An 853-nucleotide genomic window follows, 5' to 3' on the forward strand; every position below is an offset into this window, starting at 1 on the left:
ACCCTCCTCAACTCCCTGAAGACAGGCGCCCCCACCTCCCTCCAAATCACTTTCACCGACCACGACACCGTCCACCTCCACGACCCCGCGACGCCCCACGTCTCGGTCACCACGGACGGCCCCCGCTGGAACGCCTTCGTACTCGGCGTGAGAGCAGGGGAGTTCGACCACTTCACCCACACCACCCCGTGACCTCTGCCCCTGCTTGACGCAGCCACGTCCAGGCACAAGGCCGCGTGAGACGTCCCAGGCCGTGCATGGGCTCGGGCTGAGAGCACTCAGCAACGGGAGCGCGTCGGACACCCCCGGGGCTGACGAGCTCAGTCCAGGCAGAACTCGTTGCCCTCGATGTCCTGCATCGTGATGCACGACTCGTTGAAGCCGTCGGCACGCTGCACCAGCACGCACACCGCGCCCAGGGCCTCCAGTCGCGCGCGCTCTGCCTCGAGCGCGGCGAGGCGTTCCTCGCCCACGAGCCCGGTCCCCACCCGCACGTCGAGATGGACCCGGTTCTTGACGACCTTGCCCTCGGGAACGCGCTGGAAGAACAGGCGCGGGCCCACACCGGTCGGATCGACGCAGGCGAACGCCGAGCCCTGCCGCTCGGACGGCAGCGAGCGGTCGGACTCCTCCCAGCTGGCGAACCCCTTCGGCGGGGGCGGTACGACGTACCCCAACACCTCGCACCAGAAACGAGCGACGCGCTCAGGATCCGCGCAGTCGAAGGTGACCTGGAACTGCTTCACCGATGCCATCGGGCCACCGTAACAGCAGGCTCGCCCCACTCAACGCGCGTCCACCTGTGGATCTTCTGTGGCGATGGTCAAGCCCCCGCCATCGCAAGCCCATTCCC

General features: G+C 68.2%; 1 protein-coding gene and 1 pseudogene. One reads left to right on the forward strand and one right to left on the reverse strand.

What is annotated here, in order from left to right; genetic code table 11:
* A pseudogene (locus GRC12_RS44740) lies at positions 1-192 on the forward strand (DUF397 domain-containing protein); the annotation flags it as partial.
* Positions 193-320: 128 nt separating this feature from the next.
* Here the strand turns inward: GRC12_RS44740 and GRC12_RS44745 are convergent.
* A complete protein-coding gene (locus GRC12_RS44745; protein WP_208786130.1) occupies positions 321-755 on the reverse strand; it encodes a VOC family protein in 435 nt (144 codons plus the stop codon).
* Positions 756-853: the final 98 nt, after the last annotated feature.

It is taken from the genome of Streptomyces griseorubiginosus, assembly GCF_017614965.1.
GTDB classification, from domain to species: domain Bacteria; phylum Actinomycetota; class Actinomycetes; order Streptomycetales; family Streptomycetaceae; genus Streptomyces; species Streptomyces griseorubiginosus_B.

Coding starts and splice junctions, on each gene's coding strand:
- GRC12_RS44745 (WP_208786130.1), bottom strand. CDS start 755: ATGGCATCGGTGAAGCAGTTCCAGGTCACCTTCGACTGCGCGGATCCT.